Consider the following 24,694-nt stretch of genomic DNA (forward strand, 5'->3'; position numbering starts at 1 on the left):
GTGGGCTTTCTGCGAAATCACCCGGTGGTACGCCCGCGGCCGAAAATTTGCTGAGCTAACTCACACGGGTAGAGGTCGCCGGGGCCGGCAGGCCCACGATCGGCGCCGCCTTGTGCAGGCATTCGGCCCATTCGGCCTCCGGGTCCGAATCGGCGGTGATCCCGCCGCCGACCCCCAGCACCGCATGGCCGGCGGTGTCGAATTCGACAGTGCGGATTGCCACGTTCAGTTCGCATCCGGCCACCGGCGACGCCAAACCGACTGTCCCACAATAGATGCCACGGCGAGGCCGCTCCCATTGCGAAATAAGTTGCCGGGCACGGATTTTGGGAGTGCCGGTCACCGATGCCGGCGGGAACGCGGCGTCCAGCAGTGCCGACGTCGGCAACTCCGGTGGCACCCGCGCCGACACCGTCGACACCAGGTGCCACACGCCGGGCGCGCGCCGGACCACCAACAGCTCGGGTACCGTCACGCTGCCGGTAATCGCCACTCGGCCAAGGTCATTGCGAACCAGATCCACGATCATGATGTTCTCGGCCACCTCTTTGGGCGACGCACGCAGCGCCGACGGCCAAGCCTCCAGCGGGAGGGTGCCTTTGATCGGGCTGGATGTCACGACGTCGCCGCGCCGGCGTAGGAAGAGTTCGGGGGACAACGAGGCGACCGCGCCCCACCGTCCGGCGACATAGGCCGCCCGCGCCGGAGCGGTGCGGGCGATGCCGTCTATGAAGAAATCCAGCGAGGAACCGGTCACCGTGCCGGTGAATTGGGTGCAGACACAGGCTTGGTAGACCTCGCCTGCCCGTATTGCTTCCAGGCACGCCAGCACACCGTCGTAGTGTGCTGAACGGTCTGCGGAGTCCCACTCGATCTGGCACATGGGTGCCGTTCTGGGCGCCGGCCCCGCCAGCGAGTCGGACAGCCAGGCCGGCATCAGGGCGCCGGAGAGGCTCTCGTACCACCACAGTCCGTCCCGGTCCCGGCGTAGCACGCAATCGGTCCAGCCGCCGGCGGCCTCGGGGATCCGGTGCGGTCGGCCGTCGGCGCCGGTGTCGGGATAGGACAGGTATCCGATCCAGCCGCCGCCCACAGCGCCGACCTGCGACGTTACTGTCCGGCGGGCGTCGACCGGGCGGGAGAACGCGTCGCCGGCGGCGACGGGCCGCACCGGCACGCTCGGGGCGATCACGGCGAGCGCGCCGAACCACTCACCGGTCAGCGCGGCCGGCGGGGGCAGGCCGAGGCGAGCGGTGGCCTGGCCGACGGCGCGCAGCACCTGCGGTGCGCCGCCTAGATCGCCGAGCCGCTCGATTCGCACCGCCCTAGCTTGACAGAACGGCGGATTTCCGCACGCCAGAGGCCCATCAGACGCGGCTGATCGCGCGTGCGGTCGCCAGGGCGGTCAGCTTGTCCGGGTTGCGCATGACGTAGAAGTTGGCGATCTTGTCGCCGGCGACCTCCACCGAGATCACGCCTTCCAGGCGCTCGTCCAGGTAGAGCAGCACCGCTGGGGCGCTGTTGCAGGTCACCATGTCCACCCGCACCTGCCCCGCTGCCCGGCCCAGGATGCCCACGATCGCCCTGGCCACCCGGTCCGCCCCGACGATGGGCCGGCGAGCCGCGCTCACCTTGCCGCCGCTGTCGGCCATCCAGGTGGCGTCCGGCGCGAGCATCGCCATCAGCGCCTCCACGTCGCCGGAGGCCGCCGTGGCCAGGAACTGCGCGGTGATCTCGGCGTGGCTCTGCGGATCGGTGGCCACGTCGAACCGCCTGCGGCGCGCGTGTACGTGTTCGCGCGCCCGGTGCGCGACCTGACGCACGGCCGGCGCGGATTTGCCCACCGCGTCGGCGATCTCGTCGTAGTCGAACCCGAACACCTCGCGCAACACGAACACCGCCCGCTCGTCCGGGCTGAGCGTTTCCAGCAGCACCAGCATGGCCATCGACACCGATTCCGCCAGCACGACGTCGGCCGAAGCGTCCTGCTCGTCGTGCAGCAGCGGCTCGGGCAGCCACGGCCCCACGTACTCCTCCCGGCGCCGGGTCTGGGCCCGCAACGCGTTCAGCGCCTGCCGGGTGACCAGCCGGGCCAGGAAGGACTTGGTGTCGCGCACACCGGACAGATCGACCTCCGCCCAGCGCAGGTAGCTGTCCTGCAGCACGTCGTCGGCTTCTGTCGCCGAACCCAGGATCTCGTAGGAGATGGTGAACAGCAGCGGGCGCAGCAGGGTGAAGCGCTCCGCGTGCCCGCTGCTGTCACCGGACTCCGATGTCACCGCGCCGCGACCGGCTCGTCGGAGGCGGGTTGCACCGGTCGCTGGCCGCCCTTGAGCCAGCGGTACCAACCCGGCTTTGCCGCTTCCTTGCGCAGGCCCCAGACCGTGCCCTTGCACACCACCTCTTTGATCGACGCCGCCGCGCGGCCACCGATGTACAGGTTGACCGGGGTGTCGTCCCGGCGGGCCAGTTGGATGGTGCCGTAGCTGCGGCCCACGCTGACGCACTGCCCGGTGAACGCCTGATTCAGCGCTGCCGGGACGGTCCCGGCGAGGCGGGCCAGCACGGTGTTTGCGGCCTGCGCGGCCAGCGGGATGGCGGCCTGGCAGCTCATCCGCAGCGGCTGGTTCGACGGCGCCGCGGCGTCACCGGCGGCCACGATGTGCTGGTCGGTGACGCTGGTCAGCGTCTCGTCGGTGAGCAGCCGGCCCAGCCCGTCGGTGCGCAGTCCGCTGCGGGTGGCGAGGTCCGGCACCGCGAATCCCGCGGTCCAGACCGTCACCGCGCTGGGCAAGACGGTGCCGTCGGCCAGTACGACGGAGTTCCAGCGGACCTCGTCGACGGTGGCGGACTCCAGCACGGTCACGCCGAGCTTGCGCAGCTGCTTGGCGACCGAACGCCGGCCCGGACCGCTCAGCGACGGCCCCAGGACCCCACCGCAGACCAGGGTCACCGCGCGACCCTGCTCGCCCAGTTCGCCGGCGGCTTCGATGCCGGTGAGGCCACCACCGACCACGGTGATGGGCGCGTCGGCGGCTAGATCGGCCAGGGCGTAGTGCAGTCGCTGCGCGCCTTCCAATTCGGCCAGTCCATAGGCGTACTCGGCCGCGCCGGGCACCGCGACGGGTGTCGCGCCGGTGCTGCCGACGGCGTAGATCAGGTAGTCGTAGTCCAGCGCGGCACCCGAGGACAGCCAGACCCGCCGGGCCGCAGCGTCGATGCGCTCGGCGTTGTCGACGACCAAGCGGATGCTGTGCCCGAGCAACGTGCCGTAGTCGACGGTGGCGGTTCCGGTGCCGGCGGCCAGTTGGTGCAGGCGGATCCGCTCGACGAACTGGGGCCGCGGGTTGACCAGCGTGATGTCGACGTCGGCGCGCAACCGCAAGTGGTTGGCGGCCATCGTGCCGGCGTAGCCGCCGCCGATGACGACGACGCGGGTCTTGGACTGCAGTTGCTCGGACATCGTTGGTTGCTCGGACATCGTGGGTTGCTCGGACATCGTTGTCTCCTCTTGACGAAGTGGGTTACACCCTCAAGACACCGGAGCCGGACCATCCGTGACAGGGAAGACCGAAATGTGAGCTGTCTCACGCATCCATCGGCAGGAACACGAAATTGTTGACGTACACCCCACGCGGGGCCCAGTCGTCCTCGGCGCCACCGATGTTCGCCGGATTCTGGTGTTCGGCGGCGTCGAATTCCTCGACCGGCCGGCGCTGCCCGTCCAACGTGAAGTGGCCCTGGTAACCCAGTGCGCCCAGCAGCCGGGTGATCTCGGCGACGGCGTTGGCGTGGTGGCGGTCCTCGGCCTCCACCACGATCGCCGGACGGTTGCGCTGCAGTGTGTCCACCGCGCCGCGCAACACCGCCAACTCGTGGCCCTCGACGTCGATCTTGACCAGGCCGACGTCGTCCAGCCCCAGGTCGTCCAGGCGCTTGACGGTGACGTCGATGGTCGCGACCGGTCCGCCGACCGCGGTGTCCAGGACGTTGTCGCTGTCGATGGTGCTGCGGCCCGGATCGGACTCCACCACCCGCATCGCGACCACCCCGGGCTCATCGGAGAGCGCCACCGCTTCGACGCGAACCGGGGCACCGACGGCGGCGAACATCGCCGCCAGGTCGCGGGCCTGTGCCGGGCGGGGTTCGAAGGCGATCACCGACCGCGACGACGACGCCATCGCGATGGCGAACTCACCGACATCGGCGCCGATGTCCAGGGAGACGCGGCCCGGATCGCACAGTGACCGCACCAGCGTCACGTCCGCGCGGGATTCGCCGAGGTTCTGCAGGATTCGGTACTTGCGCCGCCAGAACAACCGCGGGGCGAGGGCTCTTGCCGCAGGCGCGAGCCAACGCTTGGCCGTGCGCGCGACAGACACCGTCACGACCCTAGTGCACCATCGCCGTCGGGCCCGCCGGACAGCCCAGCGCGCCAAACAATCCGGAGGGCCGGATCGGCGCCGCATGATAGTCTCACTTGACTGACAAACCATCCGTGACCTGCGCCGGTCCGGGTACTTCCCAGGGCTATCAGGCCGACTCCGGCCACGACACAGCGGGCCGCTGATACAGCCGCTGACTGGGTTAGCCGCCCGTACTCGGTGCAGTCATCTCGCCACGTGCACAAATCGGAGGACCGGTGCCGCGCAGCTTGGACCTCGTGGTCACCTCCGTGGCCACCCAGCTGATGGAGGCGACCGCGTCAACCGCCACGCAGGTCAGCGAAAAGGTCCTCGCCCAGCTGGTCGAACAGTTCGACGTGGACGCCAGTTTCCTGCGCCACCACGATCACGACATCCGCGCTTCGGTGTTGGTCGCGGAATGGCCACCGCGACCGGACGTCCCCGACCCGGATCCGCAGGCGGTGGTGCACTTCACCAGTGCCGACCCGGTGCTCGCGCAGTGTGAGCACGGCCGCAAGCCGGTGGTGATCCGCCCCGACCAGAACAACCGGACGTTGCCGCGTTGGGTCGGCGGTGCCAAGCAGGCGGCGTCGCCGTCGGTCGCTGCCGCGCCGCTGGTGTCCGGGGACAAGACCACCGGGGTGCTGGGTTTCGTCAAGTTCGGCGCCCGCAAGTGGAAGCAGGAGGAGATCAACACCCTCGAGGCCGTGGCGGCGCTGTTCGCGCAGCTGCAGGCCCGGATCGCCGCCGAGGAGAAGCTGCGCTACCTGGCCGAGCACGACGACCTGACCGGCCTGTACAACCGCCGGGCGCTGGTCGCGCACCTGTCCGACCGGCTCGCGGCCGGCAACCCCGGACCGGTCGCGGTGCTCTACATGGACCTGGACCGGCTCAAGTCGATCAACGACTACCTCGGGCACACCGCGGGCGACTGGTTCATCCGGGTCTTCGCCCAGCGGCTGCGGGTGTGTGCGGGCAGCCAGAGCATGATCGCCCGCCTGGGCGGCGACGAGTTCGTCGTCATCCCGGACCAGACCATGTCCAGCGGCGCGGCCGAATCGTTCGCCCGCCGGCTGGGCACGATGCTGCGCGAGCGGCTGGCGATCGGCGGCCACCAGATCACCCGCACGGTCAGCATCGGTCTGGCCGTGGGCATGCCGGGCCGTGACAACAGCACCGACCTGCTGCGCCGTGCCGACGAGGCGGTACTGACGGCCAAGCGCGCGGGCGGCAACCAGGTCGCGCTGTCCACCGACGACATGTCGCTGAAGAGCGCCTTCCGCAACGACATCGAGTTGCACCTGCAGGGCGACATCGACAGCGAAGCGCTGCTGCTGCACTACCTGCCCGAGGTCGACCTGTGGACCGGAGCCATCGTGGCCGCCGAAGCGCTGGTGCGCTGGCGGCACCCGATCTGGGGTCTGCTGCTGCCGGACTCGTTCATCGGCGTCGCCGAGTCGACCAACCTGGCCGGTGAGCTCGGCCGTTGGGTGATGCGCAGTGCCTGCTCGGAGTTCAGCCGCTGGCGCTCCAACGGTGTGGGGCAGAGCGCGATCCTGCGGATCAACGTCTCGCCGGTGCAGCTGATCACCCGCGGGTTCGTGCGCACGGTCGCCGACACCATCGAGGAGTTCGGCATCGACGGCGGGTCGGTCTGCCTGGAGATCACCGAGCGTGCCGTGGTGCACGACATCGAAGCCACCCGCAAGACCCTGCACGAGCTCAAAGAGGTCGGGGTGCAGATCGCCATCGACGACTTCGGCACCGGCTACGCTGTGCTGTCGCATCTGAAGTCGTTGCCCGTCGACATGCTCAAGATCGACACCGGGTTCGTCCGCGACCTGGGCACCAACGCCGGCGACCTGGCCATCGTGCGCGCCATCATCGGCCTGGCGGAGGCGTTCGGACTGCAACTGGTCGCCGAAGGCGTCGAGACCCCGGCCGCCGCACTGACGTTGATGCAGCACGGCTGCCACCGGGCGCAGGGATTCCTGTTGTCGCGCCCCGTCCCGGGCAACGCCATGGAGGCGTTGCTGTCCGCGCGCTGGATGCCGATGCCGTTCCTCGCCGACCGCGAGGCGCTGACGCTCGGCGCGATTTAGCTCGAGATTGGTTTGAACGATTAAGAAATTCGCGTTAATCGCTGCCGCGTGCGTGTCTGTCCTGATCGCGGCCGCTTCGCTGCTCATCGGCGGCTGCAGCCGCACCCACAACGACCCCGGTCCGTTGGCGGCGATGGTCAGCCCGGCCATCCCGGCGGCCAGCCAGGAGATACCCAACCCGCTGCGCGGGCAGTACGAAGACCTGCTCGAGCCGCTCTTCCCCCAGGGCCGCCCGGCTCAGCAGCGCTATCCCGCCTGGCCGGCATCGTATGACGCCAGCCTGCGGGTGACGTGGCGGCAATTGCAGCCCGTCGACCCGGCCACGTTGCCGCCCGGCGCCCCGGACGATCTCAAGTTCGACTTCAGCGTCATCGACGACGCGCTGAACAAGCTGGCCGAGCGGCATATGCGGCTGACCCTGCGGATCCAGGCCTACAACTCCTGCTGCAACGCGACCTACCCGGACAACACCAACATCGAGATCCCTGACTGGGAGCGCGCCAAGCCGTCCACCAACACCAGCTACCCGAACGCGCCGAACGGTGTGACGCAGGTGGTGCCCAACTTCAACGACCCCACCTACCTGCAGGACTTCGGTCAGTTGCTGGCCGCGTTGGGGCGCCGCTACGACACCGATGAACGCCTGTCCGTCTTCGAGTTCTCCGGCTACGGCGACTTCAGCGAAAACCACGTGGCGTTCCAGCGTGACGCGCTGAACGCCCCCGGTCCCGGGCCCGACGAGAGCGTCGGCGCGCTCGGTTACTACAGCCAATTCCGGGACCAGACCATCACCAAGGCGTCCGTCGAGCAGCTGGTCGCGGCCAACGTCAGTGCCTTCCCGCACACCCAGCTGGTGGTCACGCCGAACAATCCCGAGATCGTGCGGCAGCTGCTCGCCGACGATGTCACCAGGAAACTGGCCGCGCCGGTCGGTGTCCGGTCGGACTGCCTCGGCGTCTATGCACCGCTGCCGACCTGGGCCGAGTCCAGCACGTCGCACTACGTGCAAACCCAGGATCCGTTGGTCGGCAAGCTCAAGGAACGGCTCGCCAAGGCGCCGGTGATCACCGAGTGGTGTCAGTTGCCCAACGGGACCTCACCGCAGGCCTACTACGACAAGGGCCTGCACGACGTCATCCGCTACCACGTCTCGATGACGTCGAGCATCAACTTCCCGGATCAGGACGCGACCTCGCCGATGGACCCCAAGCTGTACGTGTTGTGGGCGCAGGCCAATGCCACCGCCGGTTACCGGTACTCGGTGGAAGCCCGGCCGGGATCGCAGTCGCTGCAGGACCAGGTGGCGTCGATCGCGGTCAACTGGACCAATTTCGGCGCGGCCGCTACCACCGAGAAGTGGGTTGCGGGTTACCGCGTGGTCGACTTCAGCGGCCAGACCGTGCGCGCGATACCGGGCACCGTCGACCTCAAGGCGCTGGTTTCGGACGTGTCCGGGGACCGCAGCATCGACCATCCGCCGCCGGCTTCGGCGACCGAGACGGTGAAGGTCGACCTCAAAGGGTTGCCGCCGGGCCACTACACGCTGCGCGCCGCCGTGGAGTGGCAACAGCACAAACCCAACGGTTCGCACGTGGTGACCTACCCGCCCATGCGGCTGGCGCGCGACGGCCGCGACGACTTCGGTTTCTACCCGATTGCCACGCTGGACGTGTCCCGCGAGACCCTCGCCACGCCCGGTGCCTCGTGACCGAACCAGATAGCCACTTGCGGCGGCGGGCCTGTGGCCGGTATGCAGACAGAACCGACGCTATACGGCTGGCGTCCGCTCAGGAGGTTTAGTGGGGGATGGATTTCCGTACCTTTGTTCGGACTCTCCTGCTGCACTGGAAGCTGTTCCTAGGGGCGGTGCTGGCGTGTTTGGCTGGGGCCGCGGCCATTACGGCGTTTCAGACGAAAAGCTACGAGTCCACTGCCACCGTTTTGGTGTCGTTCTCCGGTGAGACCGACCTGATGCAGGTGTACCAGGGCACGCAGGCCGCCCAGGAACGGCTGTCGTCGTACGCGGCGATCGCCGGAGGGCACGCGGTGGCCGAACGCGCGGTCAACAAATTCCATCTACCCATCAGCGCCGACGCCCTGGCCAACCAGACCAAGGTGGCGTTCACGCCGAAGTCCACGTTGTTCACCATCACCGTCACCGATACCGACCCGGAGCGGGCGGCGAAGCTGGCCAAGGCGGTCGCCGACGAGTTCACCCTGATGGTCGGCACGCTCGGGGTCGACCCGAAGGCGCCGGGCGCACCGGTGACGACCACCACCGCGGCGCCGCCGCCCCAGACGGTTTCGGCTCCGGCGCCGGACGGGGAGCAGCCCGGCACCCAGGCGACCGAGACCACGACTCCAGCCGGGACGACGCCGACGCAGACATCGCCGACCGGGCAGCCGTTGCCGCAAGCCCGCGCGACCGTCATCGAGCAGCCCGGCGTGCCCGACAAACCGGTGAAGCCGGTGCCGGTGCGCAACATGGCGATGGGTCTGGTCGCCGGATTGTTGTTGGGGACCGGGGTGGCGCTGACGCGCGAGGCCGCCGACCGCACGGTGCGCGACCGCGCGAAGCTGGAAAACCTGACCGGGCTGCCGACGTTGGCCGAGCTGCCGGGGCATCGTGGCAATGCGCCGCGATTCGGCACCGACATCTCGTTCGACGATGCGGTGCGCGGCTTGCGCGCCCGGCTGCTGCGGGCGATGGGTCCGGGCGCCAATCGGGTGTTGCTGACCGCGCCGTTCGGTGGCGAGGGGACCACGACGACGGCGATCAACCTGTCGCGCTCCTTCGCCGAACTCGGCGAGGACGTGCTGCTCATCGAGGGTGACACCCGGCGCCCGGTGATCGCCGGGCTGCTCAAAGTCGAGTCGGGCGAGGGTCTGTCGAATGCGTTGTCCAACCCCGAGATCGCGACGGAGGCGACCAAGCCGACGTCTATCCCGAAGCTGTTCGTGTTGGCGGCACGTTCGGTGCGCCGCGAGACCCTGCCCACCAGCGCCTACCTGCCCGAGGTGCTGGACAAGGTGCTCAAGGACGTGGCCAAGACGTTCGAGCGGACGGTCGTGGACGGACCGCCGGTGCTGGCGACGGCCGACTCCGGTCTGCTCGGCGGCGCGGTGGACGCCACCGTGTTGGTAGCTCGGGCCGGGCGAACCACTGAGGACGAGCTGTCCGACGCGCTGAGCGCGTTGCGCGCCGCCGGAGCCAACGTGGTGGGCACCGTGCTGACCGACGCGCGGATCGCCCGTCATACCAGGGCTTCCACCCGGACCTACCGTGCCAAGGTCAGTGGACCGACGTGATCCTGTACCTGCGGAGTCGTCATCGCCTGGCGGTGACCGCAGTTATGTTGACGCTGTTCGCTTTCGGCTGTTTCGTCTACGGCGCGCTGTCGGTACGTAACACCACTCAAGGCATCCTGCTGGTCGGCCTGACGTTCTTCCTGATCGTCTATTGGGCCAAGCCGGAACTGATGATCGGGTTGGCGTTGTTCCTGGGCTGCGCGGCCCTGCCGCAGGGTCTGCACGTCGGCAAAGTCATTGGGCCGGTGTCCATTTACGCCTCGCACGTGGTGCTGATCCTGGCGATCTGTTTCGTGCTGCCGGTTGTGCGGTTGCGCATGTCCGAGTACCTGTTGCCGGGGATGTTCGCGCTGACGGTGATTTACTTTGCCGCGGTTGGGTTTTCGACGGGTCACAATGCCGCGGTGGTGGTGCGCGAGGCCACGTTTTTGTTGGAGATGGTCGCCGGCTTCGTGCTGGCGCTGGTGATCGTGTACGGCGAATACGTGGTGCTGTCGATCCATGCGATGGCCGTGACACTGTGGTTTTCGGCGGGTATGGCTGTCCTGGGATCGTCCGGGGGCGTCCGGCTGGCCGGCCGGACCGAGAGCCTGCAGATGGACACCGGCGACGCCGCCAACCGGGTGATCACCTCTACCTTGATCCCGGCGATCGCGGTGTTGACCACGTTGGTCGCGGCGCAGATCGCCGGGCGGGTGAAGCCGGTCTACTACCTGACGCTGGGTCTGCCCGCGTTGGTGATCGCCGTTCTGGCGTTCTCCCGCAACACGATTCTGTCGGTGGGGGTCGCCGCCATCGTCGCGTTCTTCGCCAGCTTGGGCTGGTCCGCGGTGCGCCGGGCCGCGCGACTGACGCTGACCGGTGCCGGGATTTTGGCGGTGACGATCCCCGGAGCGCTGTTCCTGCTGGGCGATTCGTCGGCCGGGGTGTGGTTGGCCAATCAGATCACCGGGTTCAGTCACCGGGTGCTGGGCCGGTCCACCGGGACCGCGCTGACCACCGACCCCTCGACGCTGGCCCGATTCGCCGAGGACCGGCACCTCAACGAGGCGATTGCGGCCGCGCCGGTGTTCGGGCACGGCCTGGGCTATGCCTATCAGTTGCCGTTCGGTGGCGACGACCCGAACGAATTCACCCAGACGCTGGGCACCACGTATGCGCACAACTTCTACCTGTGGTGGCTGGCCAAGTCGGGTGCGGTTGGTATGACGGCGTTTGCGGTGTTCGCGTTGACACCGTTGGTGCGGGCGCTGAGCAGCGCGTCGGTGCCGGCGAAGATCGCCGCGTCAACCAGCACCGGGCTACTGGTCATGTGCGTCATTGACCCGTTGCCGGAGGACCCGGCCAACGCGATGACGCTCGGTATCGCGTTGGGAGCGGCGTTGGCATTCGCGAAAGTCGGTCGCCGCGAAGTGGATTCGCCGGATCATTCCGCGGGCGACCTGGTGCCGGCGGCGAAGGCGGCTCAGTGACGGCCGATCCGCTTCGGGTCCTGGTGGTCGGCCCGGCGCCGGCGCAGGCGGCCAGCCGGGGCGGCATGGCCACGGTGATCACGTTGATGGCAGCTCATCCCGACTCGCGGGTCGAGATCACCATGGTCCCGACGTACATCGAGGGCTCGTTCTGGTATCGGCGCTGGGTCGGGGTGTCGGGAATGCTGCGCGCCACTTGGGTTGTGCTGCGTCACCGCGTCGACATCCTGCACGTCCATCTGGCACACGGTGGCAGCGTGGTGCGCAAAGCGTTGCCGTTGACGGCGGCACGCTTGGCGAAAGTGCCTGCCGTGGTGCACGCGCACAGCTACGACTTCGGCGGGTGGTTCGACGGGTTGCCGTCGGCGGTGCAGCAAGTGGTGCGGCGGGTGCTGGTTGCCGATCAGTGGTTGGTGCTGGGCACGCGGCACGTCTCGGAATATGCCGAGCGGTTGGGGCTGGCCGACGACCGGATCCGGGTGCTCAACAACGCCGTCCCGATCCCGCAGCGGCCGGTCGTACATTCCGATAGCGTTGTGGTGCAAGCTATTTCGCTCGGTCGGCTGGGTGCGCGTAAGGGCAGCTATGACTTGATCGACGCGGTGGCGGCGTTGGACTCCGACATTCGCGGTCGGCTACGACTGACGCTGGCCGGTGACGGCGAGGTGGACGAGGTGCGCGCGGCCGTGGCGGCGGCCGGACTCACGGACACGATTCATGTTGCGGGATGGCTGGATCCGGCTGCCCGCGACGACTTGCTGAGCGCCGCACACATTTTGGTGCTGCCGAGCTACGACGAGGGCCTGCCGATGGCGCTGCTGGAGGCGATGGCCTACGGTCTGGCGCCGGTTACCACGTTGGTAGGCAGCATCGGTGAGGCGATCACCGACCGGGTGACCGGTCTGGCGGTCGAACCCGGTCGGCCCGACCAGATTGCCCCTGCGCTGTCCGAACTGGTCAAAGACGATGCGCTGCGGGCAGAGTTGGGCGCGGCGGCCCGTCGCCGCGCCGCGGACTTCGGGTTGGACCGTTGGTACCAACGATTGGATCAGGTCTGGGCGGAGGTGCGCACCGTCGCACAGGAAGGTGAGACATTGTCAGCCAAAGACCGCCTGCTGCACAGCGACGCCGCCAACTGGGCGGCGAAATACGCCACGGTGCGCAACGTCGGACGGGTGTTCGGCCGCAGAGCCATGGCCGCGGCGACCGAAGCGCTGTGGCGTCGCCGGTCGGCCCAGGATCTGGCCATGTCCGTGGCAGATCACTTCGCGCCCAACGGTGCAACGGTTGTCGACGTGGGCGCCAGCTGGGGTCTGTTCACCTATCACTTGGCACGGCGGGTCGGAAAGTCGGGCCGCGTCTACAGTTTCGAACCGCACCCCGACAACGCGCCGATGTTGCGCAAACTCGACCAGGCGATGCCGTACGTCCATTTCAGCCAGGTCGCGGCGTCCGACGAACCCGGGACAGCGCAACTGCTGGTGCCCGAGCGGCACAACCGACAGGTGACAGCGCAGGGCAGCCTGGCGCACGGGTTCGACGGGCAAGGCGTGGACGTGCGGAAGATCGACGTGCCGTTGGTGCGCTTGGACGATGTGCTGGGCTCCGTCGTCGACGTGGACTTCGTCAAGATCGACGTCGAGGGCCACGAAATGTCTGTTCTGCGTGGCGGTTCGGCGATGCTGCGTCGGTGCCGGCCGGCCATTTTGATCGAAATCGAACAACGTCATCTGTCGCAGCCCATCGCCGACGTGTTCGGGCTGATCGAGGACCTGGGCTATCAGCTTTTCTACGTCAGCGACACCGCGCTGCGACCGATCGCCGACTTCGACGTGGAACGCGACCAGATGTCGATGGTGAACTCGGGAGAGTTCCATCCCTTCGCGATGCCGAAGGGATATGTGCACGACTTCGTGGCGGTCTCGTCGCGGGATTTGGTGTCGGGGTTCCTGCGCTGAGGAACATGGCTATTGGCTTGAATCCGGATGTGCTGCTTGCACTTCAGCCCAAGACTTGTCGGTGCCCGTTCGTAGAATCATGGTATGCCGGCCAGCACGTACGCGGAGATCGAGGAGGTCCTCGTCGCGTATGGTGATGTTTTGGATCGGTTGTGCGAGTTGAGTTTTGATGCGCAGGACAATTCGCGGCGGCTGGAGATCATGGACCGCATCGAGCGGGGGATCCGTCGGGCGCGGGTGCCTCAGCACGCGTTGATCAATCAACTCGGTGCCGAAGCCACCGCCGGGGAGCTGGGGGGTTCGTTGCGTGAGGCGTTGGCGAATCGGTTGCGCATCACCAAGGCCGAGGCCGGTCAGCGCATCGCCCACGCCGCGGATCTGGGTCCGCGCCGCGCGCTCACGGGTGAGCCGCTGGAGCCGGTGTTGCCGGCGGTGGCCGCTGCCGAGCGCGAGGGGCTGCTCGGCGGCGAGCAGGTGGGGATCGTCCAGAAGTTCTTCAAGAAGCTGCCCGAGGCGGTTGATGTGGCCACCCGTGCTGATGCCGAAGCCAAGCTGGTGTTGGTGGGCACCGGGTTTCGCCCCGACGAGCTGGCCGAATACGCCCGGGTCCTCAAGGACTGCCTCAAACCCGACGGCGACTTCGTGCCCGACGAAGCCGACAAGGCCGAGCGGGCCCGCAGCAGACGCGGCATCACCATCGGCCGCCAGCAGGCTGACGGCATGTCCAAGCTCAGCGGGCTGATCTCCCCGCAGTTTCGGGCCACCCTGGAACCGGTGCTGGCCAAACTAGCCGCCCCGGGCAAGTGCAACCCCGCCGATGAGCACCCGACCGTCGACGGGCGCGCTCCGCAGGAGGCGGTGCAGCGTGATGCGCGCAGTGCCGAGCAACGCAACCACGACGGGCTGCTGGCCGCGCTGCGCGCGTTGTTGATGTCGAAAAAGCTGGGTCGCCATCACGGGTTGCCGACCTGCATCGTGATCACCACCACCCTGGCTGAACTCGAAGCCGGCGCCGGGCACGGGCTGACCGCCGGAGGCACCTTGTTGCCGATGGCCGATGTGCTCGCCCAGGCCAGCCACGCTTATCAATATTTGGCGGTGTTCGACAAGGACAAAACCAAGGCCCTCTATCACGGCAAGCGGATCGCTTCCCCCGAGCAGCGGCTGGTGCTGTTGTCCAAGGAGCGTGGTTGCACCTGCCCGGGTTGTACGGTCAAGGGCTACTGGACCCAGGTCCATCATCTGGAGGGCTGGTTCGCCAAGCGCCGCACGCACATCGATGAGCTGACCCTGGCCTGCGGACCGCATAATCGCATGGTCGAACTACGCAAATACACCACCTGCAAGAACGCCCACGGCCACACCGAATGGATCTCGCCCAAACATCTCGACCACGGCCGCCCCTACGTCAACTGCATGCACCACCCCGAAAAACCACTCAAACCCGACGACGACGAACCCGCTTGAGTCAGCGGGTTGGCGAGATGCCGACGCGGGGACCGACGCATACCTCGTCGATCACCTGCAGCAGCCCGTCGGCGGCATGCTCGGCGCTGAAGCGCTGCGCGTAGTGCCGGGCTGCGACCGCCCCCTGCCGCGCCGCGACAGCCGGATCCGCTAGCGAGTCGAAAGTGGCTGCAAGGGCGGCGATATCGTCGACACCAACTGGGGGACACTCGGCGGGCTGGTACTCGGGCAGGCCGCCCGCCGTGGACACGATCGGCATCACGCCCAGTTGCATGGAGAGCACCTGCACCCCGCTTTGCGAGGCGCGCCGGTAGTGGGCGACCGAGCCCTTGGCAGCGGCCAGCGTGCCCAGCATGTCGGCGTAGCGGTAACGCCCCGAGCTCCACCGGGTGTGCGGCGGCAGGTTCGCCTCGTCGATCGACCCGTCTCCGATCAGCACCAGATTGTCGCCGCGCCAACCGTTTCCGTCGACGTGCCGCTGCCACGCCGCCAGCACCACGTCCGCGTTCTTGTACGGGTTCAGCCGGCCGATCATCACGAAGTCGCGGCGGTCACCGGCACCGACGAACGCTGGAACCGAACCAGGGTCGAGGTCGCTGGTGAGTGGCACCACATGCACCGGCGTGCCGGCAACGTCGCGCCGGTCGGCAATACCCGCAGCGACATAGTCGCTGTAAGCGACGGTGGCCGCAGACCTGGCGCCCCAGCGGTCGAACACCGCCAGTTCGTAGGACGGCCGCTGTTCGGCGGCGTCGTGGGGACGGTCGTCGTGCACCAGCTGTATCCGGGGAACCCGGCCCGCCAACGCGATCCAGCGGGGATCGCGCACCAGTTCGGTGATTACGACGTCCGGCCGGTACGAACGGATACGACGCCACGCGGCAGCGCTACCCGGCCAGGTCGAAGCGGTGCGAAACCGCGGATCGAGCACCAGCTCGTAGTCGCGCGCGGCATCAGACTCCGGGTGCTGGTCGGAGGTCACCAAGAGCACCTCGGCGCCGCCGCGGCGCAGCGCCTCAGCCTGCACGCGCGCCAATGGCCGCAGCCACGGCGAAAGCCACAGTATCCGAGGCGAATTCACGACACCTACCGGTCCACCCGCGGGCCGCGATCCACCCACCACCGTCCGTCGAATTGGGGGTACGTCTGCTGCAACTCGTCGTACAGATCGGGCAACGTCAGCAGAACTCGATCGGGATCGGCGGCCAGCAACTGTTCGGGGGAGATGATCTCGATGTCCGTGCCGGGCAGGCGTCGTCCCTGCTTGGCCGGTGATCCGTCGGCGACGACCCGCACCAGTTGCCGATCGATCTTGGCGATGTTGAACAACGCCGGCACCCGCGAACCGGCGGCGTACCCGTAGACCGTGTGTCCCTGATCCGCCTGCGCCACCAGCCAGTCGCGCAACTGCGCGGCGTGGCTGTCCACCGCCTGCTGCAGACTCTGCAGCACAACCGGGTTCGTCACGCCGAAAGCCTGCTCCCGGGCCAAGATCGCGGTGACGCGCTCGTCGTGCTCGGCATCACCATGCACCGCGGCCACCAGGAAAGTGCCACCGTAGAGGTCGAACTCCCAGGCGGTGGTCACGCTCATCCCGACGGACTGCAGCAGCTTCATCATCGCGGTCAGCGAGTAGTACCCGAAGTGACCATGGCGCAACGAATTCCATTGCCCCTGGGTCACCATCGCCATCAGCGACGGGAACTGCACCAGCAACACCCCGTCCGGTGCGGTCACCTTCGCGCGCAACTGGAAACCTGCCCGCTGGTCGGCCTCGTGCATGACGCCGAAGGAGTCGAGCACCAGATCGGCGACCTCGGCTTCGGAATAGCCGCGCTCGGCCAGCAACGGCAACCAGGTGCCGCCGTGCGGACTGCCGAACTCGCGAACGGTGCTGCCGCGCAACCAACCTGATTCCGACACCCGCTGCACCGCGTCGGCGGCCTGGTCACGCAGTGCCTGCGGTTCGATGGCGCGCGGTTCCTCGGTGACGGTGTCGTCGTCGGCGAGTTGCACCAGGAAGCAGCGGTTGCACAAATCCATCGCCAGTGCATGCCCGGTCTCCTGCGGACTCACCGGCTCGTCGAGCCGCGGAAAGTGATCGGCCGCAGGCACATCCCCCAAGTCCAGTACCCGGGTCAGGTCAGCCTCGCCGCACCCTCGGCAGGCACTCATTGGAGTACGGCACTGCGCGAACTCACGTCGGTCGCCATGTGCAGGGTCGGGAGGGGGTAGACGATCTCGCCGCCCCACTCCGAGACGTAGCTGAGCTGCTCGGTGAGTTCTGCTTCGAGGTTCCATGGCAGCACCAGCACCACATCGGGCCGGTCCTTGGCGATCTGCTCCGGCTCGTAAATCGGGATCCGGGTGCCCGGTGTGAAATGGCCGTGTTTGTAGGGGTTTCGGTCGACGGTGTACTCCAGCAGGTCGGTGCGGATGCCGCAGTAGTTGAGCAGCGTGTTGCCCTTGCCCGGTGCGCCGTAGCCCACCACCCGCTTGCCCTCGGCGCGGCACTGCAGCAGGAAACGCAACAGGTCGTGGCGGATCTGCTCGGTCCGTTGCCGCAACTGCAGGTACCCCTCGGGGCGGTGCAATCCGGCTGCCTCCTCGATGCGCAGGATCTTGTCGACCCGCTCGGTCGGCGCCCCGGCCACCTGGATCGGCCGGGCCCACACGCGGATCGAACCGCCGTGGGTGGGCAGCAGTTCGACGTCGACCACCGCCAATCCCGCGCTGGCAAGCGCGTTCTGCGCGGAGAACAGGGTGTAGTACTGGAAGTGCTCGTGGTAGATCGTGTCGAACTGGCCGAGGGACACCAGGTTCAGCGCATGGTGCACCTCGATGCTCAGCCAGCCGTCGTCAGCGAGCAGCCCGCGCAGCGACTGGGTGAAGCCGCGCAGGTCGGGGATGTGCGCGTAGACGTTGTTGGCGACCACCAGATTCGCCGGGCCGTGTTCGTCGCGCACCCGGCGCGCCAACTCCTGATCCAGGAACGCCGACACCGTCGGCACACCGCGCTCGGTCGCGGCCGCACCGACATTCAGTGACGGTTCGATGCCCAGGCACGGGATGCCCCTGGCGACCGCGTGCTGCAGCAGGTAGCCGTCGTTGCTGGCGACTTCGACCATGAAGGAGTCGGGTCCCAAGCCGAGGCGCTGGGCGGTCTCCTCGACGAAGGTCTCGGCGTGCTGCACCCAGCTGTCCGAATACGAGGAGTAGTAGGCGTATTCGGTGAACGTCTCCTCGGGCGTGATCAGTGCGGGGATCTGCAGCAATAGGCAGTCCTCGCACAACCGCAGGTGTAGCGGATACGTCGGCTCGGGCAGGTCGAGTTCGTCTGCGGCAAGGATCTTTTCGCACGGCGGCGTCGCGCCCAGGTCCAAGACGCTGAGCATCCGGTCCGAATCGCACAGGCGGCAAATCATCTAGCTCTCGTTTCGTTGGGTTTTGTCATGTTGCACGACCGCGTCGATCGCGTCGAGGTAGGCATCGGTCATAGCTTTCACCGTGTAGTGGCTGCGCAGGCGGTCCAAGCCGCGCTGTCCGACCTCTGGCAGGGTTTCGGGGGCGGCGAGGATCTCGGCCAGCTGGTCCCGCCATGCCGACACCGTCACCGGCTCGACGACGAAGCCGGCTTTGCCGAAGTCCAGCATTTCCGGAACCGCACAGATGCCCGAAGCGGCGACCGGCACCCCGCGCGCCATGGCTTCCAGGATCACCAGCGGGAACGCCTCGGAGCGGCTGGGGACGCACAGCAGGTCGGCGTCGGCGAGCGCGGGACCCGGCCCACGCGACCACCCGCGCCACTGCACGCGGTCGCGCAGCGCCTCCGGGGTTTGCGGCTCAAGCTTCTCCCGATCGGGTCCGTCGCCGAAAATCGAAAGGCGCCAAGGCAGGTCGGCCAGTTCACCGAGCGCCTCGATGAGCAGATGGGGGTTCTTGTGTTCGACGATGCGCGACAACATCACCAGGTGCGGCGGCTCTCCCGGGGTGCGGACCTGCCCAGCGAATTCACCTGTCACCTCGACGCCGTTGGGGGCGACGAACGGCTGCCCGGTCAGCTTGTGCTGCGGGGTCAGCATGTCCCAATGCCGTTGTGCCAGCACGATGAAGCCGTCGGCGCGATTCATCGCCGCCGCCAGCGGGCGCGAGTAGATGGGCCGGTCGTTCTCCGGCGGGACGTGCGGGGCGACCAGCCAGCGCCGGTCTCGGGAACCGGCACGCCAGAGCGACGCGAATCCGGTCTCGGTGTTGGTGTCGCCACTGATCAGCACCGCCGGACCGGCGGGCAGGTCGACCATCGGCGCCCACCACGGTTGCCGCACCACCCGCACACTGTGCGGGATCTCCTTGATCAGCGGGCCGAACCGTTGCATACAGACGATGGTGACCGGATAGCCGCGCCGGTCCAATTCGGCTGCCAGTAGCGCCTTTTGCCGTTCGGCGCCGCCGTAGACCAGGCGGTTGGTGGTGATCACGATGGACGGTTTGGCGGTGCGTCGCGCGGAGATAGCCCGCTTGCGCACCTCACGCTTGGAGCGTTGCACCCGCTCCAGCATCGAGGTGGCGGCCAGATAGAAGTCCGCGTGATGAACGCTGTCGCCGCGTTCGAGCAGCAATGCGATGTTGGCGCGCAACAAATCCCGATTGCGGAAGCGCTCCACGGCCGACACCTCTGCACCGTGCGCGGAGACGGATTCGCGGGGGCTTTGCGTTGCGGCCGGATTGCCGTGTTCGACGTCGAGTTCGTCGGCGAGCAGGATGCCCCATCCGGCTGCGCTGGCGCGTTCCTGCCAGTCGGTCTCCTCGCCGTAGAGGAAGAACTCCTCGTCGAACCCGCCGATCTGGTTCCAGGCGGCGCGGTTGATGGCCAGGCAGATGCCCGCCACGTAGCCGTCGATGCTCTCTGATTCGGCGGGCTGTTCGCGATACAGGTGCGAGACGGGCGTGCCCCGCAACTTGTCGGAGTAGCCGGCCGCGGCCACCAGAGCGCGGGTCAGGGTACGGCGGCGCGTCGCGATGTCCCAGCGTTGCGGACCGGGCGCACCCGAGTCCTGGATCAGCGGCGACACCGCCGCGACACCGGGCTGGCGAAGCAGCTCCCGAGTGCGCGTCAGCGGTCCCGTCAGGCGGGTGTCGGCGTTGAGCAGCAGCAGATCGGTGTCGTGGGGGGTGTGCTCCACCAGCGCGTTGAAGGCCGCCCCGAAGCCGAGATTCACCTTGCCCAGTACCCAGTGCACGTCGGGATGGCGGGCGGCCAACTCCTCACGACCCGGGTACTCGTCGCCGCTGTTCTCGTAGACGTAGACCGGCAGCTCCGGGGCATGCTCGGCGAGGCCGGCCAGGCACTGCTCCACCAGGTCGTGGCTTTTGTAGGTGACGATCAGCGCCGAGAGCGGCCGATCGGACGACAGGGGAGTGGCAGCTTCCGACGGGCGTTTGAGATACGCGCGGTCCAGTTCGGTCGTCATGGGGTCACCTGCTTGTGGAACAACGAGGTCAACATCGACCAGTTGACGGGGCCGCTCAGCATGTTGACGGCCAGGTATGTCACCGCGGCGGCGGCCAACACCAGCACCACGTGGTAACCCGAAAGCAGCAGCACCACAACGACACTGGCTCCCATCGGAACCAGCAGCCGAATCAGGAAACCCACCGGGGTGCGGTAGCCGCAATGTCGGCGTAACCGCCAGCTGGCCAGCACCAGTCCGAACAGCTCGGTGCACACCAGCGCGATGCCGGCGCCGACGGCGCCGAAGTGCCCGTCCAGACCGAGATTGAGCGCCACGTTGACGACCAGCGTCGCCACGAAAAGGCGGAAGAAGAACTGCTGTTCATGGCAGGCGAACAGGCCCTGGCCGAGGGTTCCGGTGACGAACCGCAACGCCGCGGCGATCAGCAGCAGCGCCAACGTCGGTGCGCCGCGACTGACGAAGTCCCGGTCGCCGAACAGCTCGATCATGGGCCCGGCCAGCAATGTCCCGACCACCGCAACCGGGACCGCGATGAAGCTCATGAACTCGACGCTGCGGCGCAGGAAAGCGACATAGCCATCGACATCGCGGGAATACAGCGCGGTGGCCGTCGACAACGTCGACTTCTGGAAGAAGATCGACAACGCCTCGGTGTTGAACGCGATCACGTAGGCCAGCCCGTACACCCCGACCTCGGCGTGCGTGCTCAGCAACGACAGGATCACCCCGTCCGCGCGCCAGTACAGGATGCCGATCACCGCAACGCCCATCAGCGGCAGGCTTTCCCGCAACAAGTCGACGGACTCGCGGACCGAGAAGACCGGACGCACCGAGATGTGCCGCGCGGCCGCCACGCCCTGGATCACCAGTTGCACCACCGGCGGGATGAGCTGGGCCACGGCGAACCAGACCACGTCGGAGTGCGTGGCCACCAACGAACTCACCATCGCCAGCGTGCCGAGCCGCCCCGCGACATCCGAGACGGCGACCGCCGAAAAGCGCACGGTGGAAAGGAACACCGGTTCGAACCGGGTTCGCATCGTCAGCATCAGCAGCTGGCCGGACAACACCACCAGCATCACGCGCACGTCGGCGTCACGGTAGATGAGCCATCCGGTGACCGCCGCCAGCACCGCCAGCGGCACGCAATACACCAGGGACAGACCGCTGTTGACGCGAACCAGCCGCTCCAGCTCACCGCGGCCGGAGGTGACACGGCGCACGATCACGGTGCTGATGCCGAGATCGGTCATGCTGGTCCACATTCCGATGAAGGCGACCGCGACCATCAGCTGCCCGTACCGGCCCGGACCCAGGTAGCGGGCCGTCATCGCGACCGACACCACCGAAGCCATCATCCCCAGCACCCGGCAGATCAACTGGACCGAGATGGCATGCGCAATCCGCGACTGCGGCACGTCGGGCGTCGCCGAAAGCGCCTGCGGCTCCATCGGCTGTTCGGTAACCTGATGAGCCGTCGGCTCAATCACGGTGCCACCCTTCATTAATAGGCTCCGTCACTGGCCAGCACGGCCCGTAGCGTCCGGGCGATGATAACCAGGTCACCGGCCATCGACCAGTTGTCGACATAGGAGAGGTCGAGCCGGACCGAGTCCTCCCAGGAGAGGTCGGAGCGGCCGCTGACCTGCCACAGACCGGTCACACCCGGTTTCACCAGCAGTCGCCGCTTGACCTGGCCGTCGTAGTTCTCCACCTCGCGGCGCAGCGGCGGCCGAGGGCCGACGACACTCATGTCCTGCTTGAGTACGTTGATGAACTGCGGCAGTTCGTCAATGCTGTAGCGCCGCAGGATCTTCCCGACGGAGGTGACACGCGGATCCTGGTGGATCTTGAACAACATGCCGGCGCCCTGGTTCAACGGCAGCAGGTGTTCGATCTGCTTGTCGGCGCCGTCGACCATGGTGCGGAACTTCAGCATGGTGAACGGTTGGCCGTCCAGCCCGATGCGTTCGGCGCGGTAGAAGATGGGTCCCTTGCCGGTCAGCTTGATCGCAACGGCGGCCACCAGCAGTACCGGTGCCGTCGCCAGCAGCGCGGCCAGGGCGAAGCAGAAGTCGAACGCGCGCTTCTGGAGGCGTTGCGTCCCTTCGTATTGCGGCTTGTCCACGTGCAGCAGCGGGAATCCGGCGATGGGTCGCACGGTCAGGCGTGCTCCGGCGACATCCATCACGCCCGGCGACACCACCAGGTCGACGTCCATCGTCTCCAGCCGCCACATCAAATCGCGGATACCGTGCACCCCGAAATGCTCGGTGCGGGTGACTGCGACGGTGTCAGCACCGCAGTCGCCGATGGCGGACACCGCGCCGGACTCGTCACCGAGGATCGGAATCTCCCGGCCGCCTACCTTGAGCATCTCGCCGCGCTGCGGGCCGTATCCGGGAATGCACACGCCGACAACCACATAACCGTCTCGCGGGTTTCGGATCAGTTCGTGCGCCAGATGCGCCACCCCGGACCGGTCGCCGATGGCCAGCACCATCGTCTGATACTGGCCCTTGGCACGCCTGCGCCACACATACTTGCGCCACAGGTTACGACTGGCCAGCAGCCCGAGCGTGCCGACCGGCAGCGCGACCGCCAGATACCCACGGGCCAGGTCGATCTTGGCGAGCAGGGTGACCATCGCGATGATGCCGAACACCGAGAACGAGGCGCTCGCGATGCGCCGGTACTCGTCGATTCCGGCACCGATGATGCGGGGCGAACGGGTGTGGAACACCGCGATCGAGGAGAGCCACAACGCCGCGAACAGGCACGAGAACAGCGTCATCACCGGACCCGGGTAACCCGACATGTTCGGCGAGTCACCGAAGCGGACGAACTGCGCGAGCATGATCGACGCGCAGACGATGACCGAGTCGGTGATGCGCAACCGCGCCGAGTATTGCTGTTGCCAGCGCGGGATGGCGCTGACGCCCTGCCGGGCGGGCAGCGAGATGACGGGCGACAGGCCGGTGCGGGCGTGCAGTGTGGCAGTCATACTGGCCGCTCCCTCGGTCATGCGGGCACCGCTTCGGTTGCGGCGCCCGGGGTTCCGACATGTTGACGGCTGGGTGCGGCGACGTAGTGGACGCCGGGGTAGCAGATCAGCTGGGCACGTGCGGCGCGCAGCAGCGCGACCGGGCCTTGCACCAGGTAGCGGCGGGCCAGGCGGCGCGGTTCACGGGTCAACCGGTACAGCCACTCCAGCCCGGACCGCTGCATCCACTGCGGTGCGCGGCTGGTGGTGCCGGCCAGGAAGTCGATGGCGCCCCCGGAGGGCAGGAAAACCTTTGCGCCCGTTGCGTGCCCGTGTTCGTCGACCCAGCGCTCCTGGCGCGGCTTGCCCAGGCTGACGATCAGGATGTCGGTGCGCGCGGCGCGGATCGCCGAACACGCAGCCGCCGAACGTGATTCGATGTCCTCGGCGTCTGGCGCCCACATGCCCGAGACGACCAGCGCGGGATAGTTGGCCCTCAGGTGCTCGGCCAGCCGCTGGTGGGTCTGGTCGGTGCCGCCGAAGAAGCCGACCCGATGTCCGCCGGCTTCGGCCAGCGCCAGCACTGCCGGCAGCAGGTCGGCGCCGGTGACCCGGGGCCACGGTTGTGCGGTCAGCAGTTGGCCGCGCCAGGCGATCGGCATGCCGTCGGCCAATAGCAGCCATTCCACCAATCCGGTTGGGGCGGCGCCCAGTTTGCGGAAGTGATGCAGGTGGTCCAGGTTGACCGAACCCACCGCCAGGCCGCGACCGGACTGCAAGTCGAGGCGCGTGGCAATGATCGACAGCACCTCGTCGGTTTCGCAGCGCTCGACGATGCTGCCGCTGACAACCATCCGCACAGCGGCCGGAGAGAGTGTGTCCTGGGCCATGATCGACCTAGCCCGACGACTTTGCGCGCCGGCAGATCATGACGCCTCGCTCTGGGACGGTGACAGCGGAGTCGCCAACAGGGGCCAGCTGGCATCCTTTTCGGAGATGACCGTCACCGGCAGCGGCCATTCGATGCCGAATTCCGGTTCGTTCCAACGGAAGTTCTGTTCGCTGACCGGCACGTACGGTCCGCTGATCTGGTAGATGATCTCGGTGTCGTCGGTCAGCGTCTGAAACCCGTGCGCGACATACGGCGGCAGGAACAATGCGCGGTGATTCTCGGCGCTCAGCTCGACCATCACGTGCTTGCCGTACGTCGGCGACTCGGGGCGCACGTCCACCGCGACGTCGGCGATGGCGCCGCGGATGCAGCGCACCAGTTTCGCTTCGGCGTGTGGCGGCAGCTGGCGGTGCAGACCGCGCACCGTGCCGCGGGTCTGGTTGAAGCAGATACTCGTCTGGGAGACATCCGCGATCAAACCGTGCTGGGAGAACTCGTCCGCACAGAAGACCCGCGAAAAGAACCCGCGGTGGTCGCGGTGCGGTTCGATGTCAACGATCGTCACGCCCGCGACAGTGGTGGGTGTGTACTTCATGCGGATCTCTTGTCCCCTTTGCTGGTTCGCATTGTC

Annotated in this window: 18 protein-coding genes; 6 read left to right on the forward strand and 12 right to left on the reverse strand. The window is 67.6% G+C overall.

Translation table 11 applies throughout. From position 1 onward, the window contains the following. Window positions 1–55: 55 nt before the first annotated feature. The 4 genes from AC5Y47_RS19995 to AC5Y47_RS20010 all read right to left on the reverse strand — a co-directional run bounded on the left by AC5Y47_RS19995 (window position 56) and on the right by AC5Y47_RS20010 (window position 4,382). Window positions 56–1,321, reverse strand: coding sequence for an aminodeoxychorismate synthase component I (locus tag AC5Y47_RS19995; protein ID WP_499945991.1), 1,266 nt, complete (start codon window positions 1,319–1,321; stop codon window positions 56–58). Between the two features lie 46 nt (window positions 1,322–1,367). Then, complete coding sequence (locus AC5Y47_RS20000) at window positions 1,368–2,279, reverse strand: RNA polymerase sigma-70 factor (protein ID WP_499945992.1); 912 nt, start codon at window positions 2,277–2,279, stop codon at window positions 1,368–1,370. Next, window positions 2,276–3,463 (reverse strand): NAD(P)/FAD-dependent oxidoreductase, encoded by a 1,188-nt coding sequence (locus AC5Y47_RS20005; protein ID WP_499946032.1) that lies wholly within the window; start codon window positions 3,461–3,463, stop codon window positions 2,276–2,278. Before AC5Y47_RS20005 ends, AC5Y47_RS20000 begins: the two co-directional genes overlap by 4 nt. 124 nt (window positions 3,464–3,587) lie before the next feature. Beyond that, window positions 3,588–4,382 (reverse strand): FkbM family methyltransferase, encoded by a 795-nt coding sequence (locus AC5Y47_RS20010; RefSeq protein WP_499945993.1) that lies wholly within the window; start codon window positions 4,380–4,382, stop codon window positions 3,588–3,590. Between the two features lie 260 nt (window positions 4,383–4,642). Between AC5Y47_RS20010 and AC5Y47_RS20015 the strand changes: the two genes are divergently transcribed. From AC5Y47_RS20015 to AC5Y47_RS20040, 6 genes are all read left to right on the forward strand, one after another. Beyond that, window positions 4,643–6,508: a putative bifunctional diguanylate cyclase/phosphodiesterase gene (locus AC5Y47_RS20015; RefSeq protein WP_499945994.1), complete on the forward strand. Its 1,866-nt coding sequence runs from the start codon at window positions 4,643–4,645 to the stop codon at window positions 6,506–6,508. A 133-nt stretch (window positions 6,509–6,641) separates the two neighbouring features. After that, window positions 6,642–8,216, forward strand: coding sequence for a copper resistance CopC family protein (locus tag AC5Y47_RS20020; RefSeq protein ID WP_499946033.1), 1,575 nt, complete (start codon window positions 6,642–6,644; stop codon window positions 8,214–8,216). Between the two features lie 98 nt (window positions 8,217–8,314). Further along, window positions 8,315–9,817, forward strand: a complete 1,503-nt coding sequence (locus AC5Y47_RS20025; protein WP_499945995.1) for a tyrosine-protein kinase domain-containing protein — start codon at window positions 8,315–8,317, stop codon at window positions 9,815–9,817. A gap of 44 nt (window positions 9,818–9,861) precedes the next feature. Further along, complete coding sequence (locus AC5Y47_RS20030; protein ID WP_499946034.1) at window positions 9,862–11,289, forward strand: O-antigen ligase family protein; 1,428 nt, start codon at window positions 9,862–9,864, stop codon at window positions 11,287–11,289. After that, window positions 11,286–13,247, forward strand: a complete 1,962-nt coding sequence (locus AC5Y47_RS20035; protein ID WP_499945996.1) for an FkbM family methyltransferase — start codon at window positions 11,286–11,288, stop codon at window positions 13,245–13,247. The genes AC5Y47_RS20030 and AC5Y47_RS20035 overlap by 4 nt, the downstream gene beginning before the upstream one ends. An 84-nt stretch (window positions 13,248–13,331) precedes the next feature. Beyond that, on the forward strand, window positions 13,332–14,714 hold the full coding sequence (locus tag AC5Y47_RS20040) for an HNH endonuclease signature motif containing protein (RefSeq protein WP_499945997.1): 1,383 nt from the start codon (window positions 13,332–13,334) through the stop codon (window positions 14,712–14,714). A 1-nt stretch (window position 14,715) separates the two neighbouring features. Here the strand turns inward: AC5Y47_RS20040 and AC5Y47_RS20045 are convergent, their stop codons facing one another. Genes AC5Y47_RS20045 through rfbC form a run of 8 tightly spaced genes read right to left on the reverse strand, consistent with a single transcriptional unit; the run spans window position 14,716 to window position 24,658 of the window. Further along, window positions 14,716–15,780 (reverse strand): glycosyltransferase family 4 protein, encoded by a 1,065-nt coding sequence (locus AC5Y47_RS20045; RefSeq protein WP_499946035.1) that lies wholly within the window; start codon window positions 15,778–15,780, stop codon window positions 14,716–14,718. Between the two features lie 20 nt (window positions 15,781–15,800). Continuing rightward, window positions 15,801–16,889: a class I SAM-dependent methyltransferase gene (locus tag AC5Y47_RS20050; RefSeq protein WP_499945998.1), complete on the reverse strand. Its 1,089-nt coding sequence runs from the start codon at window positions 16,887–16,889 to the stop codon at window positions 15,801–15,803. Further along, window positions 16,886–18,139, reverse strand: coding sequence for a methyltransferase domain-containing protein (locus AC5Y47_RS20055; protein WP_499945999.1), 1,254 nt, complete (start codon window positions 18,137–18,139; stop codon window positions 16,886–16,888). The genes AC5Y47_RS20050 and AC5Y47_RS20055 overlap by 4 nt, the downstream gene beginning before the upstream one ends. Continuing rightward, a complete protein-coding gene (locus AC5Y47_RS20060; protein ID WP_499946000.1) occupies window positions 18,140–20,185 on the reverse strand; it encodes a glycosyltransferase in 2,046 nt (681 codons plus the stop codon). Further along, the gene (locus AC5Y47_RS20065; RefSeq protein ID WP_499946036.1) at window positions 20,182–21,639 is read right to left on the reverse strand and encodes a flippase; all 1,458 of its coding nucleotides are present in this window, start codon (window positions 21,637–21,639) and stop codon (window positions 20,182–20,184) included. Before AC5Y47_RS20065 ends, AC5Y47_RS20060 begins: the two co-directional genes overlap by 4 nt. Before the next feature lie 53 nt (window positions 21,640–21,692). Then, entirely contained in the window at window positions 21,693–23,192 is a 1,500-nt protein-coding gene (locus AC5Y47_RS20070; protein WP_499946001.1) for a sugar transferase, read from the reverse strand. A 17-nt stretch (window positions 23,193–23,209) separates the two neighbouring features. Next, window positions 23,210–24,061, reverse strand: coding sequence for a WecB/TagA/CpsF family glycosyltransferase (locus AC5Y47_RS20075; protein WP_499946002.1), 852 nt, complete (start codon window positions 24,059–24,061; stop codon window positions 23,210–23,212). A gap of 36 nt (window positions 24,062–24,097) precedes the next feature. Continuing rightward, window positions 24,098–24,658: a dTDP-4-dehydrorhamnose 3,5-epimerase gene (rfbC, locus tag AC5Y47_RS20080; RefSeq protein ID WP_499946003.1), complete on the reverse strand. Its 561-nt coding sequence runs from the start codon at window positions 24,656–24,658 to the stop codon at window positions 24,098–24,100. Window positions 24,659–24,694 lie beyond the last annotated feature (36 nt).

This window comes from Mycobacterium sp. NGS22 (assembly GCF_059813095.1).